We start from the raw sequence: 14,884 nt of genomic DNA on the forward strand, positions 1-14,884 counted from the left end.
CGCTCACACTCCCCCGACGACCAGTGCCTCCATCCCCCGGAGGAAGCTCTCCAGGTCGCGGGGGGCGACATGCCGGGAGTCGGCCGTGACCAGGACGCTGAGCCGGTCGGGCACCCCCGTCACGTGGACGCAGAACCTGCAGTTGAGCTCGTCGAGCCCGCTCTCGGGGACGATCTCCGTGAGCGGGAGGGCCGCGCCGATCTCAGCGTCGCCAGGCACCTCCCCCACCGGGGTGACGGCCTCGACGGGCCGCTGGTCGTTGAAGCAGCAGAGCGGATCGGCCCCGTCCAGCCGCCGGTTCAGCTCCGCCTGGTCGTAGTAGGCGTGCCGGTACGCGCGCAGCGCCGCCGCCCGCGCCGACACCATGAGCTCGTGGAAGCCCGCTCGCCCGCCCGCGTCCCGCCCTCCGCCGTTCCGGGACGGGAGGACGAACAGGCCCAGCTGCGCGAGCGAGGTCACCAGGTCCCGGTCCTGGCGGCGGAACCGGTTGTTGACCAGCGGGGTCATGGCGGCGACCGGCCGCCCGGCGACGCGCGCGGCCTCCACACAGGCGGCGGCGAGCAGGACGGTCGAGGTGCTCACGCCGTACCGCGCGGAGAGCGTCTGGCTGGCGCGGTCGAGAGCCGGCGAGACCATCGTGAGCCGTTGGTAGCGGGGCTCGGCGGAGGGCTCCCGCCTCGGCTGCTCGAACACCGGCCCGCCGAGCTCGGCCATGCCGCGTTCCCAGAACGCGACCGAGCGCTCGCCGCGGGCGGCGTCGTGGCCCTCCTGCCTGCCGACGAGATCCCGCAGTTGCTCCGGCCCGCCGGGCGGCGCCCCTCTGAGCAGGGCCACGCGCAGGTCGCGCGCGACGATGTCGCCCGCGTAGCCGTCCGCGGCCGTGTGGCAGAACGCGAGGATCACCTGCTCCACGACTCCGTCACGGGTGACCAGCCCCGCGCGGACCGGCCAGTCCCCCGCCGGGTCGAACCTCTCCTCCGCCACGGCCTCCGCGTCGAGGTCCGCGCCCACCCGGGCCTCGATGCCGCCGCTGACCCCCACGACCTGGTACGGCTCGCCGTCCGAGCCGATCCTGACCCTGGTCCGCAGCGAGTCGTGGCGTTCCACGACCATGGCGAGCGCGCGGGCGACCGTGTCCGGACCGGGCGACCCGGCGGCGCGCGGCACGGTCACCGTCCGCGTGAAGTTGAAGTAGCGGTCGCCGGGAACGCCGACGAGCCGCATCGCCTCCCAGATGGACCGCTGGCCCCAGGCGAGGGGACCCGTCCACTCGAGATCCGCCGCCCGGAACACCGCCTGGAGCATCACGCCGGCCGGCCCGCGTCCAGTGCGCGAAAGCGCTCTCGTTGCCAGGGGATGAGAGCGGGTCGTACGGATGCCGCATAGTCCTGAGCCATTCGTCCGGTAACCCCCGTCAGGCGATGAGTCGTCACCGTCGTCCATCCGTCGCGTATCTCGCGCGTATCTCACCGGCGGGTCGTGCCACGTCTCATGTCGCGAGACATCCCATGGCCGATGGGGAAACCCCGAGGTGGTACGGCGGGTGAGCCGGTGAGCGCCTACCAGATGAGCGCTTCATTTGCGATCAGGCTATGGATTATGACTGGTTCACGTCAAGATATCCGCATAATTTTCCTGACATATGCGATTTCACGAATCGTCATTTCTCGAAAATGCGCCGAATACTCCGCGGCCGGTCGAGCCATTGACGATTGCGGTTGAATTCTGTACGCTCCTGGGAGCGCTCCCATCCGATGTTCCCGAGGCCAGGGGGCGGCTTCGACAAGGAGAGACATGGACGGCCTGCGGTTCCCTGACGGTTTCGTGTGGGGGGCGGCCACCTCGGCCTATCAGGTGGAGGGGGCGACCACGGAGGACGGGCGAGGCAGGTCCGTCTGGGACACCTTCGCCGCCGTCCCCGGCAACGTCGCGTTCGGCGAGACCGGCGAGCCGGGCGCCGACCATTATCACCGCTACCTCGAGGATCTCGACCTGATGGCCGACCTCGGGCTGCACAGCTACCGCTTCTCGATCGCCTGGCCGCGGATCCAGCCGTCCGGATCGGGCGCACCCGACCAGAGAGGCCTCGACTTCTACCGCCGTCTGACCGAGGGCCTGGCCGAGCGCGGCATCCGCCCGATGGCCACGCTCTTCCACTGGGACCTGCCCCAGGACCTCCAGGACCGGGGCGGGTGGGAGAACAGGGACACCGCGGCGAGGTTCGCCGACTACGCCTCGATCGTCTTCGAGGCCCTGGAGATCGGCGACTGGCTGACGATCAACGAACCGAAGACGGTCGTCGAGAGCGGCTACCGATACGGGGTCCACGCGCCGGGCATCAAGGACGACGCGCGCGCCTACGTCGCCTGCCACCACCTGCTGCTCGCGCACGGCCTGGCCACCCAGGCCCTGCGTACCGTGCGCCCGGACGCGCGGATCGGTCCCGCTCTGAACCTGCACCCCACCTATCCGGCGGACGACACCCCCGAGGCCCGGGAGGCCGCCTGGCACCGTGACGGCCTGGAGAACCGCGTCTACCTCGACCCGATCTTCAAGGGCCGCTATCCGGAGGACACCCTGAACTGGCTGGCCGAGCGCGGGCCGATCAGGGACCACATCCTCGACGGCGACCTCGCGATCATCAGCGAGCCCGTCGATCTGCTCGGCGTGCAGTACTACACGCCCGTCTTCGTGAACGGCGCGGGAGAGCGGGTGTTCCTGCACCCCAGGGCGCAGGCCGAGTGGCTGGAGATCTACCCGGACGGCTTCCACGACATCCTCGTGCGGCTCAGGGACGACCTCCCCGGCGTGCCCCTGGTCGTCACCGAGAACGGCATGCCGGCCCTCGACCGTCTCGGCGACGACGGACGGGTCCGCGACGACGACCGCATCGCCTACCTGCGTGACCATCTCGTCGCCATGCACCGGGCGATCGAGGAGGGTGCCCGCGTCGAGGGCTACCACGTCTGGTCGCTGCTCGACAACTTCGAGTGGGCGGAGGGATACGGCCAGCGTTTCGGCATCGTGTACGTCGACTACGCCACCCTGAGCAGGCACCCCAAGGACAGCGCGCTCTGGTACCGCGACGTCATCAAGAACGGCGAGGTGCGCTGACCCGGGCACGACGCTCTCTCGTCCCCCCGATTCGGGATCAAGCCCTCCGAACTGGGATGATTGCCAGCATACGATTACGTGACCAGGTTGATGTTGACGTGGCGTCAGCGAGAGGACTCCCCGTGCCCGAGTACACCATCATCGGCGGCGGCTACGAAGCGGTGATCAGCGAAAGGGGCGGGGCGGTCCGCGTCCTGCGCCACCAGGGTCGCGACCTCGTGACGAGCTGGCCCGAGGACGGGCCGATCCCCTACTTCAGCGGCACCGTCCTGGCTCCCTGGCCGAACCGGGTCGTCGGGGGCACGTACACGTTCGAGGGCGTCCGCCACGATCTGCCCATCACCGAACCCGCCCGGGGACACGCCCTGCACGGCCTGGTCAGCAACCTGCTCTGGACCTGCGCCGAGGTCCTCGACGTCGAGGACGACCACGGCTTCGTCCGGCTCACCCACACGATCGAGCCGACCGACGGCTACCCGTTCCGGATCGCGCTCGAGGTCCGCCACGCCGTGTCCGGACGCGGCCTCACGACGACGCTGACCGCCCGCAACACGGGCGAGGACGCCGCCCCCTACGGCTGCGGCCCGCATCCGTGGCTGCTCGCCGGGCCCCGGGTGCAGGAGTACGAGCTGGACCTCCCCGCCGGGCAGGTCCTGCTCACCGACGAGGTGCTCGCCCCGCGCGCCCTGGAGGACGTGGCCGCGACGCCGTACGACTTCCGGACGCCCCGCGTGGTGGGCGACACCGCGATCGACCACGCCTTCACGGGCCTCACCGACGGGCGGGTGCGGCTGCGCGGGCCGGACGGCGGGGTGGAGGTCTCCTGGAACCCCGCCGAGATGCCCTGGGTCCAGATCTGCACCGGCTCGGCGCTCGACCATCACGGGCTGGCCATCGAGCCGATGACGTGCCCGCCCGACGCCTTCAACTCGGGCACCGATCTGATCGCGCTGAAGCCGGGAGACACCCACGAGGCGAGCTGGACCATCGCCGCCTCGGGCCCGCAGGGGTAGGGCCCGGTGGACAGCCGGACCAAGCGGCGGTTGTCGGCCGCCCAGCTCGACGCGACCCTCCGGGGCGCGCTGGGCACGGGCGTGCTCTCTTCGGAGGAACTCGAGGACGGCTTCGCCAACGCCGTGTACCGGCTCGGCCTCGAGGACGGCCGCCAGGTCGTGCTCAAGGTCGGTCCTCCTCCCGACCTGCGGCTGCTGACCTACGAACGGCACCTGCTGCGCACCGAGGCCATGGTCTACCGGCTGGCCGAGCCGGCGGGTCTGCCGCTGCCCGCCCTGCTGCACGCGTCCTTCGACGATCCCGCCCTGGGCGGGGACTACCTCGTCCTGTCGGCGCTCGACGGCGTTCCCTGGAACCAGGCCGCGCTCGGCCCGGGCGAGGACGCCTCGCTCAGGCACGAGCTCGGCCGCCACCTGGCCCGCCTGCACACGATCCCCGGCACCGGGGTCTTCGGCTACCCCTTCGCCGGGCTCACCGGGGCCGGCTGGCGGGAGGCGTTCCTCGTCATCGTGGGCGCGCTGCTCGACGACGCGGTCCATTACGGCACGCCGCTGCCCGCGCCCGTCGCGGAGATCCACGCGCTGGTCGGCGCCGCCGCACCCGCCCTGGACGAGGTCGTCACGCCCGCGCTCGTCCACTTCGACATCTGGCCGGGCAACGTGTTCCTGACCGGAGAGGGCCCGGGCAGGCGGATCCAGGCGCTGATCGACCACGAGAGGGCCTTCTGGGGCGACCCGCTGGCCGACTTCATCACGCCGACCATCTTCGAGGAGATCCGGGAGGACGACCCGCTGGTCGCCGGTTACCGCGAGGCGGGCGGGACGATCCTGCTCACCCCGGCCGCGCAGGTGCGCACCGACCTCTACCGGACGTACCTGTACCTGATCCTCCTGGTGGAGAACGGCCCCCGGCAGTATCCCGAGGAGGCCTACGCGCGGCTTCGCGACCTCGCCACCTCGGCTCTCGTGCGGAGCCTGGACGCGCTGCGCGTCGCGTAGCCCCGAGGGCGCCCCCGGGAGCCCCGGCGACTGGAGCGGAGCGGGGGTGCCGTGCGACAATTTCATGGGGTGATGAATTATGCGGACGACATGTGCGATCGCAGGCGGGGGCCCGGCGGGAGCCGTCCTCGCCCTCCTCCTCGCCCGAGCGGGCGTCGACGTGACACTGCTCGAGAAGCACGGAGACTTCCTCCGCGACTTCCGCGGGGACACCATCCACCCGTCGACGCTCCAGATCCTCGACGAGCTCGGCCTGGCCGAGAAGTTCCACCAGCTCCCCCACCGCAAGGTGCACTCCCTGTCGATGGTCACCGACGACGGAGCCGTCCCCATGGCCGACCTGAGCCGGCTGCCCGGCAGGTACAAGTACATCGCCTTCGTGCCGCAGTGGGACTTCCTCAACCTGATCACGGCGGAGGCGGCCAAGCACCCGAACTTCCACCTGCTGATGAACTCCACCGTCACCGACCTCATCCGGAGCGACGGCGCGATCCGCGGGCTCCGCTACCGCGACGAGGCGGGCGAGGAGCACGAGATCCACGCGACGCTCACCGTGGGCGCGGACGGGCGGGGCTCCGACGTCCGCCGGGCCGCGGGCCTGGCCCCCCGGGAGTTCGGCGCGCCGATGGACGTCGTCTGGTTCCGCCTGCCGCGGGAGGAGGGTGACCCCGACCAGCCCTTCCTGCGGGCGTCCGCCGGCCATCTCATGGTGGCGATCAACCGCGGGACGTACTGGCAGCTCGCCTACGTGATCCCCAAAGGCGGCTTCGATCAGCTGAAGTCCGAGGGCGTCGAGGCCCTGCGCTCCAAGGTCGCGCGGCTCCTGCCGTACCTCGGCGGGCGGGTGGACCGGCTCGGCGGCTTCGACGAGGTCGGCGTCCTGCGGGTGGCGCTGAACCGGCTGAGCCGCTGGCACCTGCCCGGGCTGCTGCTCATCGGGGACGCCGCCCACGCCATGTCCCCGGTCTTCGGCGTCGGCATCAACCTCGCGGTCCAGGACGCCGTGGCGACGGCCAACATCGTGGGACCGGCCCTGCTGCGGGGCGAGGCGCCGCGGGCGCTGCTGGCCAGGGTGGAGCGCCGCCGGAAGATCCCGACCGTGATCACCCAGGCCGCCCAGCGGACGGTGCAGAACCGGCTGATCAGCCCCACGCTGGACTCCCGGCCCGTCTCCGTGCCTCGCGGCCTGTCCCGCCTGCCGGTCCTCGGCGGGCTCGCCCGCCGCTTCATCGGACTCGGCGTTCTTCCCGAGCACGTACGGCTGTCGCCAACGAGCGGCCAAAAGTGATCTCACAGAGCGGACGGCGGGAGGGCCACAGCCCGCAGGGTGCAATAACCTAGTGTCTCGTGAGCGCAATTCACCTCGATACGTGGCGTGACCTGCCCACGGCCCAGCAGCCGGACTGGCCTGACCGCGGCGAGCTCGCGCGGGTCGTCGACGAGCTCAAGGGGCTGCCGCCCCTGGTGTTCGCGGGCGAGTGCGACCAGCTGAAGCAGAGCCTCGCGGCCGTCGCCCGGGGCGAGGCCTTCGTGCTCCAGGGCGGCGACTGCGCGGAGACCTTCGCGGGCGCGACCGCGGAGAACGTCCGCAACAAGCTCAAGACGTTGCTGCAGATGGCGATCGTGCTCACCTATGCCGGCCGCGTTCCCGTGGTCAAGATCGGCCGGGTCGCCGGCCAGTTCGCCAAGCCCCGGTCCAAGGACACCGAGACCCGCGACGGCGTCGAGTTGCCCGCCTACCGCGGCGACATGGTCAACGGGTTCGACTTCACTCCCGAGGCGCGCCGCCCCGACCCCTCCCGTCTGCTGCGGGCCTACCACTCCTCCGCGGTCACGCTGAACCTCGCCCGGGCCTTCACCAAGGGCGGCTACGCCGACCTGCGGCAGGTGCACGCCTGGAACCAGGACTTCGTCGCCGAGTCCCCGGCCGGGCGCCGCTACGAGAAGCTGGCCAGGGAGATCGACCAGGCGCTCGCCTTCATGCGCGCCTGCGGGGCCGAGCCCGAGGAGTTCCACACCGTTGAGTTCTACTCCTCGCACGAGGCGCTGATCCTCGACTACGACCGGGCGCTCACGAGGATCGACTCCCGGACGGGCCTGCCGTACGACGTGTCGGCCCACATGGTCTGGATCGGCGAGCGCACCCGGCAGCTCGACGGCGCGCACGTGGAGTTCTTCAGCAAGATCCGCAACCCCATCGGTGTGAAGCTCGGCCCGACCACGACGCCCGAAGAGGCCATCGCGCTGATCGAGAAGCTGAACCCGGACAACGAGCCGGGCCGGCTGACGTTCATCAGCCGCATGGGGGCGGGCAGGGTCCGCGAGGCGCTCCCGACGCTGGTCGAGAAGGTGCGGGCGAGCGGCGCCACGGTGGCGTGGATCTGCGACCCCATGCACGGCAACACCTTCGAGGCGCCGAGCGGCCACAAGACCCGCCGGGTCGACGACGTGCTCGACGAGGTGGCGGGCTTCTTCGAGGTGCACCACGCGCTGGGCACGCACCCGGGCGGGGTCCACATCGAGTTCACCGGCGACGACGTCACCGAATGCGTCGGCGGCGGGCACGAGATCGCCGAAGAGGATCTGGCGCTGCGCTACGAGACGGCCTGCGACCCGCGCCTCAACCGCGGTCAGTCCCTGGATCTGGCGTTCCGGGTGGCCGAGCTCTACCGTTCCACCTGACGCGCAGAACGCCGCGCACCCCCCCCACGCGACGCCCGCGAGCCGAAAGAGATGAAGATGACGGATCCCCGGCCAGCCCCCGAGGGCGTGGACCCGAACACCCCCAACGTCGCCCGGATGTACGACTACTTCCTGGGCGGCAAGAACAACTTCGCCGTGGACAGGGCGGCCGCCGAGAGCATCCTGGCGACGTTCCCGGACACCCGGTCATCGGCCATCGAGGGCCGCGCCTTCCTGGCCAGAGCGGTACGGGAACTGGTGGATGCCGGCGTCCGCCAGATCGTCGACATCGGCTCCGGCCTGCCCACGCAGGGCAACGTGCACGAGATCGCGCACATGACGGCGCCTGACACGCGGGTGACCTACGTCGACTACGACGCGGTGGTGTGCTCGCACGCCAGGGCCCTGCTCAGCGGGGACCCGCACGTGTCCGTCGTGCGGGCGGATTTCCGTGAGCCGGACGACCTGATCGGCCAGCTCGACGGACTGGTCGACTTCGACCGGCCGGTCGCCTTCCTGATGTTCGCCGTGCTGCACTTCATCCCCGACTCGGCGAAGCCGTACGAGGTGGTGGGGCGGCTGCGCGATCTGAGCGCCCCGGGGAGCTACCTGGCGATCTCCCACGCGCGTGACGCGCGCCCCGAGCTCACGCCCGAGGCCCTGGAGGTCTACAACCGGGCGACGGCGTCGCTCGCGTTGCGGTCGCACGAGGAGATCGCCCGGTTCTTCGACGGATACGAGCTGCTGGAACCGGGGCTCGTCTACCCGGAGGACTGGCGACCCGACCCCGACGAGCCTCGGCTCGCGCAGGCGCCGTCGGCCGGCTTCAGCGGCGTCGGCCGCAAACCCTGATCCGCCGGCGCGGGGCGGGCCGCCCGCCCCGCGTCAGCCCTGCTGGCCCGCCTCTGCCGCGATCTCGGCGCGGATGGCGTCCATGTCGAGCGCGCGCAGCTGGCTGATCAGGTCCGAGAGCGCGGGCGCGGGGAGCGCGCCGGGCTGCGAGAACACCACGATGCCGTCCCGGACGGCCATGATCGTGGGGATCGCCGTGATCTCGAAACCCTGGGACAGCGCGGGCTGGGCCTCGGTGTCGATCTTGCCGAACGTGATGTCGGTGTGCTCCTGCGACGCCTTCTCGAAGATGGGCGCGAACGTGCGGCAGGGGCCGCACCACGACGCCCAGAAGTCCAACAGGACGATGCCGTTGTCGGCGATGTCGTTGAAGTTCTGCTCGGTCACCTCAATGGTCGCCACGGGGCGACTCCTTTCATCCGTTCCGTCACTTGCACAACCACACCTGCGATCTCAGCATTCCACCGCACGGCACCGGGTATCAGCACACGGGACCTCCTTCGCGAAAAGGAGCCACCGCATGACCACTCAAGTCGTGAGACCCGTTCCCGAACAACGGCGGCCGGGCACGGTCCTGGCAGCCTGGTTGTCGAGCACCGACCACAAGGTGATCGGGCACCTTTACATGATCACCACCTTCGGCTTCTTCCTGGTCGGCGGCCTCATGGCGATGGTGATCAGGGCCGAGCTGCTCGAGCCGGGGCTGCAGTTCGTCGGCCTGCAGCGCTACAACGAGATGTTCACCCTCCACGGCACGATCATGCTGCTGCTGTTCGCGACGCCCCTGTTCGCCGGGTTCGCCAACGAGATCATGCCGCTCCAGATCGGCGCGCCGGACGTGGCGTTCCCCCGGCTCAACATGGTCAGCTACTGGATGTTCCTGTTCGGCGGTCTCATGGTGCTGGGCAGCTTCGTGGTGGGGGGCGCGCCCGCCTTCGGCTGGACGGCCTACTCCCCGCTGTCCGCCGTGGATTTCAGCCCCTCACCGGGGGGCGACCTGTGGATCATGGGCCTGGCGCTGGCCGGCCTCGGCACGATCCTGGGGTCCGTCAACTTCATCACCACGATCGTCACGATGCGGGCGCCGGGCATGCACATGTTCCGGATGCCGATCTTCACGTGGAACGTGTTGTTCACGTCGATCATGGTGCTGCTGGCGTTCCCGGTGCTGGCGGCGGCGCTGCTCGTCCTGGAGGCCGACCGCAAGCTCGGCGCGCACGTCTTCGACGCCGAGACCGGCGGAGCCATGATCTGGCAGCACCTGTTCTGGTTCTTCGGCCATCCCGAGGTCTACATCATCGCGCTGCCGTTCTTCGGCATCATCACCGAGATCATCCCGGTGTTCAGCCGCAAGCCGCTGTTCGGCTACATCGGCATGGTCGGCGCGACGATCTCGATCATGGCACTGTCGATGACCGTGTGGGCGCACCACATGTTCGCCACCGGCCAGGTGCTCCTGCCGTTCTTCTCGCTCATGACGTTCCTGATCGCGGTGCCGACCGGGGTGAAGTTCTTCAACTGGACCGGGACGATGTGGCGGGGCCACCTGTCATTCGAGACGCCCATGTTGTTCTCCGTGGGGTTCCTCGTGACGTTCTTGCTCGGCGGCCTCACCGGCGTGATCCTCGCGTCGCCGCCGCTCGACTTCCACGTGACCGACAGCTACTTCGTCGTCGCGCACTTCCATTACGTGGTGTTCGGGACCGTGGTCTTCGCGATGTTCGGCGGGTTCTACTTCTGGTGGCCCAAGTTCACCGGCATGATGCTGAACGAGGTCCTCGGGAAGATCCACTTCTGGATGCTCTTCATCGGGTTCCACATGACGTTCCTGATCCAGCACTGGCTCGGCGTGATCGGGATGCCGCGGCGCTACGGGGACTACTCCCCCGTCGACGGCTTCACGGAATTCAACATGATCTCCAGCGTGGGCGCGTTCCTGCTGGGCGCCTCGACCCTGCCGTTCATGTACAACGTCTGGCGTACATGGAGGCGCGGCGAGCGGGTCACCGTGAACGACCCCTGGGGCTCCGGCAATTCGCTGGAGTGGGCCACCACGTGCCCGCCGCCGCGCCACAACTTCACGCATCTCCCGCCGATCAGGTCCGAACGGCCGGCCTTCGACCTGCGCTACCCGAGGACGGGAGGGATGCCGGGAGCGCCCCCCGCCGGGAATCGCGACGCGATCGGCCCGGCGGGGGACTAGAAACCCGTGCCTCAGTCCAGGTCGAGCCCGAACAGCAGCGGGTCGTGGTCGGACGAGCGGAACGCGCCCGGCGAGTACAGCGACGGCGGGTTGAACTCGGTGTTGTAGTCCATGAACCGGCCTTCGTCGGCGTTGATGTGCCAGATCGTCGCCCCGGTCACCCGCTTGAGCAGCTGCTTGCCGACCATCACGTGGTCGAGCTCGCCCGACAGGCTGTCGAAGACGTAGCTGTAGCGGTCCTGCTTGTCGATGAACTTCTTGCTCAGGCTGGTGAGCTTCCCGGCCTCCAGCGTGTGGATCGGGTCCTCCTCGCCGTAGGCGTTGAGGTCGCCGGCCACGACGGGGTTGGGCAGGTTGTAGGTGTCGATCAACCCGAGCACGGCCTGCGCCTGGCGGACGCGCTCGGCGTTGAAGCAGCTCTGGCCGTCGCCCTGGTCGAGGTCGGCTCCGGTCGCGCCGTCGCAGCCCTTCGACTTGAAGTGATTGACGATCATGGTGAAGATCCGGCCGTCGTCGTCATCCCTGGTGCGCTGGAACATCTGGATCAGCGGCGGCCGGCGGAACACCGGGTCGGTGGAGGACTGGGCGGCTCCCACGGGCTTCACCACGGCGGGCTTGTAGATCAAGGCCACCTGGATCTCGTCGGTACCGGGGACCGGGGAGGTGATCCCCTTGTAGGTGCCCGCGCCGACCTCGGCGTTCAGCGCGTTCACCAGTGTGTTCAGCGCGGTGGCGCCGTTGTTCTCGACCTCCATGAGGCCGGCCACGTCCGGGTCCAGGCCCTTCAGCGTCGCGACGAGCTTGGCGAGCTGACGCTGGCGCTCCTCGTCGGTGTTGGCGCCGCGCTTGTTCAGCGTGGTGAACCAGTTGAGGGTGTTGAGGCTCGCCACCTGGACGTCGCCGCCCACCTTGGCCGGCTTGGCCGGGCGGGGGTTGTCGGCCGCGAAGACCACCGGCGAGGTCGGCTCCACCCGGTAGAGGTCGAAGCCGTAGGTCAGGATGCCGGTCAGCCCGGTGGTCCCGTCACCCACGCGTACGGTGTTCAAGCCGTTCGTGTGGTACGGCAGGACCGGGGGGTTCTGCACGTTGGACGCGTCGTCCAGGAGAATCCGGCGGGCCTGGTTGTCGGCCGGGTCGACGCCGTCGCGGTCGGTCGGCTGGAAGAGCCGGCCCTTCGCGGACAGAGTGATCTCCCCGAAGCGGCCCAGGTTGTAGACCTCGGAGACGGTGAGCTCCTGGGGGAACGTGACGAGCACGCCCTCCAGCGACTCGAGGGTCGTGCCGGAGGCGAGCGGCAGCCTCACCGCGGCGGTCTTGACCGTCCCGGTGCCGCAGACGTCCACGGCGGAGACCGAGGACAGCTCCGTGAGGCCGTTGAACTCGGTGACGGTGCCGCTGACCCGCACCTGGTCGCCGACGGCGGCGGGCCTGGAGGTGAACACGAACACGGCGTCGGAGGTGGCCGGGTTCGCGTCCGGCGTCGGGTCCTGGACGTAGAAGCCGCTCAGCTGGTTGGTTCCCTGGAAGTCCGCGGTCACCACGCCCTCGACCCGGACCGCCTGGCCGGCGAGGGGCGAGGCGTCGCCCGCGCCCTGGACGTCGGCGATCTGGTGCGTCACCGGCACTGCGCAGGAGGACGGAGTCGTGGGGGTCGGGGTGGGAGTCGGGGTCGGGGTCGGCGTGTCCGACGGAGTGGGGGTGGGCGTCGGCGTGTCCGAGGGGGTGGGGCTCGGGGTGGTCCCCCCGCACGGCGCGGCGGCCGACGCGCTGTTGCGCGGCGCCGGAGCGCCGGCCTCGAAGTCCGCGGCGTTGCTGTCGGTGTCGGCGCAGCCGCCGTCCTTGCGGATCGCGGCGGTGGTGTTGGTCAGCGCCGGGGCGGCGGCTCCCTCGAAGTAGTTGGCCGAGCCGTAGCCGACGAGGTCGGCGATGTCGGCGGTCTGCTCAGGGGTGCAGGGGATGGAGCCGCCGTTGCAGGCCAGACCTGTGGTGGACCGGACCAGCGCGACCTTCCCCGCCGTGCCGCTCAGGGCGAGGTTCCCCGTGGTGTCCGGGGCCGGGAGCGGTCCACTCGGAGTCGTGCCGGCCGCGAGCTGGACGAGGTGGTAGCGCCCCGGAGCCAGAGAGCCCGCGAGGTCCACCTTGTTGGAGGAGAAGGGGCCGGTGCCGGTGGCGCTGGCGTACTGGACCGACCAGCCGTCCAGGGAGACCGTCGCGCCGGTGCGGTTGAACAGCTCGACGTAGTCGTTGGTCAGCGGGGCACCGCTGTTGCCGCCTCCGCCGTACACCTGGCTGATCACCACGGTGCCCGGCTCCGCCGACGCCGGGGTCAGCGAGAGCGCGGTGACACCGGCCACCACGAGGCCGACGGCCACGAGCGCGGCGGCGGCGCGCACGGCCTTTCTCGGCATGGACCTGAGGCGACCACGGGCATGGTCATAAGCACGGGATAAAGGGAGCATGATCCGGACTTTATGAGGATATGCCCGTGCCAGTTGCTCCTATGGGTGACTACAGAATGAAATCGTATGAACTTGCCAATCGGCGGAGCCCCGGGACGTACGGGTCCTGCCGTTGCGTTCCGTTCCGCTTTCCGGCGTGATCGTCAGGCGGCGCTCGGGAAACGGAAACGGTGCACGGGGTTAAAAAGGACGCAGGCGGACAGGCGTCCGTCCCGGAAGCGCTAGGAAATGCTCCCGGCGAGCATCTCCCCCATCGAACGGTGGTGCGGCATCCCCGGCAGCACGACCACGACGGGGCAGTTCGCCCGCAGCAGGCAGGCGGCCACGATGGGGTTGATGACCGGGTACGGCTCAGCGTCGGCCTCGTCGGATCCGAGCACCAGCAGGTCGGCGCCGGCGGCCGCCTCCAGCAGGACCCGCGCGGGCGGACCCTCCACGACGACCGACTCCACATGGTCCTCACCGAGCTCGTCCACGGCCCGCATGGCCATCTCGGCCGCGGCACGGCGCTCGTCCTCACGCGAACTCCGGCCGGCCAGCGGCGCATAGGGGGCGTGGAGCCCGCCGGACCACTCCCAGGCGTACACCGCCTCGACGTCGGCGCCGCGCAGGCGGCCCTCCGCCGCCGCCCAGCGAAGTGCGGCCGATGAGGCCGCAGAGCCGCTGATACCCACCACGATCTTCGCCTGATGCACTGTCCCGCCTCGCTCTCCGCCCTGAAGTCTCTCCTATCAGGATTAATCAGGTGTTGCTGGGGCGAAACGTCAGAAAGACAAAATAGTCGACGGCAAGAGCTCCGGGGTCGGGTCAGGGTTACCCCTGATGGCGGGCTGTGGAGACGGCCAATACCCTGGCGGCGTTCCGGTGACTTTCCGGAGGTCCACGCGGGAGGGAAGACGGTGCCGACGAGTCCGATCGACGACTACGTGACCGGGCTCCGCCGACTTCTCCATGGTCCGGTCCGAGCCAGGCGGGACCTGCTCGCCGAGGCGCGGGATGGGCTGCTCGACGCGGCCGAGGCGTACGAGGCCGAGGGACACCCGAGGGCCGAGGCCGAGCGGCTGGCGATCGAGGACTTCGGCCCCGCGGCGGAGGTCGCGCCCGGCTACCAGGAGGAACTGGCGGTGGGCCAGGCCCGCAGGACCGCCGCGCTGCTGTTCGTGAGCGTGCCGCTCACCACGCTGATGTGGAGCGTGATCTGGGAGTTCTATCCGCTCCCTGCCTCGGCTCCCGCTCCGCCCGGGTGGTTCTGGACGGTCAGCAGGCTTCTCGACTACATCCAGCTCGCGACCGGGGTCGCGGGAGGCTTCGCCCTGGTCGCCTTCGGCCGGGGGTTGCGGGTGGTGCGGCGGCCCCTGCCCCTCGCCCGCGCACTCGGCCTGCTCGTCCTGCTCCAGATCCCGGTCAGGATCGTGATGGGCATCGCCCTCGTGCGGGGCGCCGACGGTCCCCCGGGGTTCGAGGACTTCACGCCGGGCGTGGCCGTCTCCGTGATCACCTACGCGCTGGGCGCATGGCAGCTGCTCAGCGCCGGACTGTGCCTGGCCTTCACCCGGCGGATC

Annotated in this window: 11 protein-coding genes and 1 pseudogene; 8 read left to right on the forward strand and 4 right to left on the reverse strand. The window is 70.1% G+C overall.

Annotation, left to right across the window (positions count from 1 at the left end; translation table 11 throughout):
- Window positions 1-3: 3 nt before the first annotated feature.
- Window positions 4-1,293, reverse strand: coding sequence for a condensation domain-containing protein (locus tag Pph01_RS35530; protein WP_204077600.1), 1,290 nt, complete (start codon window positions 1,291-1,293; stop codon window positions 4-6).
- A 501-nt stretch (window positions 1,294-1,794) separates the two neighbouring features.
- Here Pph01_RS35530 and Pph01_RS35535 point away from each other — a divergent pair.
- The 6 genes from Pph01_RS35535 (at window position 1,795) to Pph01_RS35560 (ending at window position 8,660) form a co-directional block, all read left to right on the forward strand.
- Entirely contained in the window at window positions 1,795-3,114 is a 1,320-nt protein-coding gene (locus Pph01_RS35535; protein ID WP_204077601.1) for a GH1 family beta-glucosidase, read from the forward strand.
- A 122-nt stretch (window positions 3,115-3,236) separates the two neighbouring features.
- Window positions 3,237-4,127, forward strand: a complete 891-nt coding sequence (locus tag Pph01_RS35540) for an aldose 1-epimerase family protein (RefSeq protein WP_239117254.1) — start codon at window positions 3,237-3,239, stop codon at window positions 4,125-4,127.
- 6 nt (window positions 4,128-4,133) lie between these two features.
- A complete protein-coding gene (locus tag Pph01_RS35545; protein WP_204077603.1) occupies window positions 4,134-5,126 on the forward strand; it encodes a phosphotransferase family protein in 993 nt (330 codons plus the stop codon).
- A gap of 79 nt (window positions 5,127-5,205) precedes the next feature.
- Window positions 5,206-6,414 carry an FAD-dependent oxidoreductase gene (locus Pph01_RS35550; protein ID WP_204077604.1) on the forward strand — a complete coding sequence of 403 codons (1,209 nt, stop codon included), beginning with the start codon at window positions 5,206-5,208 and terminating at the stop codon, window positions 6,412-6,414.
- A 59-nt stretch (window positions 6,415-6,473) separates the two neighbouring features.
- Window positions 6,474-7,808, forward strand: a complete 1,335-nt coding sequence (locus Pph01_RS35555) for a class II 3-deoxy-7-phosphoheptulonate synthase (protein WP_204077605.1) — start codon at window positions 6,474-6,476, stop codon at window positions 7,806-7,808.
- A gap of 57 nt (window positions 7,809-7,865) precedes the next feature.
- The gene (locus Pph01_RS35560; RefSeq protein WP_204077606.1) at window positions 7,866-8,660 is read left to right on the forward strand and encodes an SAM-dependent methyltransferase; all 795 of its coding nucleotides are present in this window, start codon (window positions 7,866-7,868) and stop codon (window positions 8,658-8,660) included.
- 33 nt (window positions 8,661-8,693) lie between these two features.
- Here Pph01_RS35560 and Pph01_RS35565 read toward each other — a convergent pair whose 3' ends face one another.
- Complete coding sequence (locus Pph01_RS35565) at window positions 8,694-9,062, reverse strand: thioredoxin family protein (RefSeq protein ID WP_204077607.1); 369 nt, start codon at window positions 9,060-9,062, stop codon at window positions 8,694-8,696.
- A gap of 118 nt (window positions 9,063-9,180) precedes the next feature.
- Here Pph01_RS35565 and ctaD point away from each other — a divergent pair, with 118 nt between their 5' ends.
- Window positions 9,181-10,863, forward strand: coding sequence for an aa3-type cytochrome oxidase subunit I (gene ctaD / locus Pph01_RS35570; protein ID WP_204077608.1), 1,683 nt, complete (start codon window positions 9,181-9,183; stop codon window positions 10,861-10,863).
- Window positions 10,864-10,874: 11 nt separating this feature from the next.
- Here ctaD and Pph01_RS35575 read toward each other — a convergent pair whose 3' ends face one another.
- Window positions 10,875-13,271, reverse strand: coding sequence for an ExeM/NucH family extracellular endonuclease (locus Pph01_RS35575; protein WP_204077609.1), 2,397 nt, complete (start codon window positions 13,269-13,271; stop codon window positions 10,875-10,877).
- A 272-nt stretch (window positions 13,272-13,543) separates the two neighbouring features.
- The gene (locus Pph01_RS35580) at window positions 13,544-14,017 is read right to left on the reverse strand and encodes a universal stress protein (RefSeq protein WP_204077610.1); all 474 of its coding nucleotides are present in this window, start codon (window positions 14,015-14,017) and stop codon (window positions 13,544-13,546) included.
- Between Pph01_RS35580 and Pph01_RS43035 the strand changes: the two are divergent.
- Window positions 14,012-14,422, forward strand: a pseudogene (locus tag Pph01_RS43035) (permease prefix domain 1-containing protein); the annotation flags it as partial. The gene Pph01_RS35580 and the pseudogene Pph01_RS43035 sit on opposite strands and share 6 nt — an antisense overlap.
- Between the last annotated feature and the right edge of the window lie 462 nt (window positions 14,423-14,884).

It is taken from the genome of Planotetraspora phitsanulokensis, from assembly GCF_016863295.1.
Taxonomy (GTDB): Bacteria; Actinomycetota; Actinomycetes; order Streptosporangiales; family Streptosporangiaceae; genus Planotetraspora; species Planotetraspora phitsanulokensis.

Coding starts and splice junctions, on each gene's coding strand:
- Pph01_RS35575 (WP_204077609.1), bottom strand. CDS start 13,271: ATGCCGAGAAAGGCCGTGCGCGCCGCCGCCGCGCTCGTGGCCGTCGGC.
- ctaD (WP_204077608.1), top strand. CDS start 9,181: ATGACCACTCAAGTCGTGAGACCCGTTCCCGAACAACGGCGGCCGGGC.
- Pph01_RS35560 (WP_204077606.1), top strand. CDS start 7,866: ATGACGGATCCCCGGCCAGCCCCCGAGGGCGTGGACCCGAACACCCCC.
- Pph01_RS35535 (WP_204077601.1), top strand. CDS start 1,795: ATGGACGGCCTGCGGTTCCCTGACGGTTTCGTGTGGGGGGCGGCCACC.
- Pph01_RS35550 (WP_204077604.1), top strand. CDS start 5,206: ATGCGGACGACATGTGCGATCGCAGGCGGGGGCCCGGCGGGAGCCGTC.